Annotated in this window: 1 pseudogene; it reads left to right on the forward strand. The window is 78.0% G+C overall.

Annotated features, from left to right (window positions below):
* Positions 1–283 (forward strand): annotated as a pseudogene (locus tag G3I40_RS46290) (ABC transporter ATP-binding protein); the annotation flags it as partial.
* Positions 284–305: the final 22 nt, after the last annotated feature.

Below are 305 nucleotides of genomic sequence, written 5' to 3' on the forward strand. Positions count from 1 at the left end.
CCCGGAGATCCTGCTCGCCGTGGAACCCACGTCGGCCCTGGACGCGCACACCGAGGCCCGGGCCGCCGGTCGGCTGCGCACGGCCCGGCGCGGGCGCACGACCGTCGTGACCGGCACGTCGCCGCTGCTCCTCGACCTGGCCGACACGGTGTGCTTCCTGGTGGACGGCGTCGTACGGGCGACGGGTTCGCACCGTGAACTCCTCGCCGGGCACGAGGAGTACCGCCGGTTGGTCGCGCGGGGCGCCGCGGAGGTCCCCGCGGCCGGCGAGGGCGCCGCATGAGCCGCACCCGCGCCGCGGTCCG

Source organism: Streptomyces sp. SID14478 (genome assembly GCF_010548525.1).
Classification (GTDB): domain Bacteria; phylum Actinomycetota; class Actinomycetes; order Streptomycetales; family Streptomycetaceae; genus Streptomyces.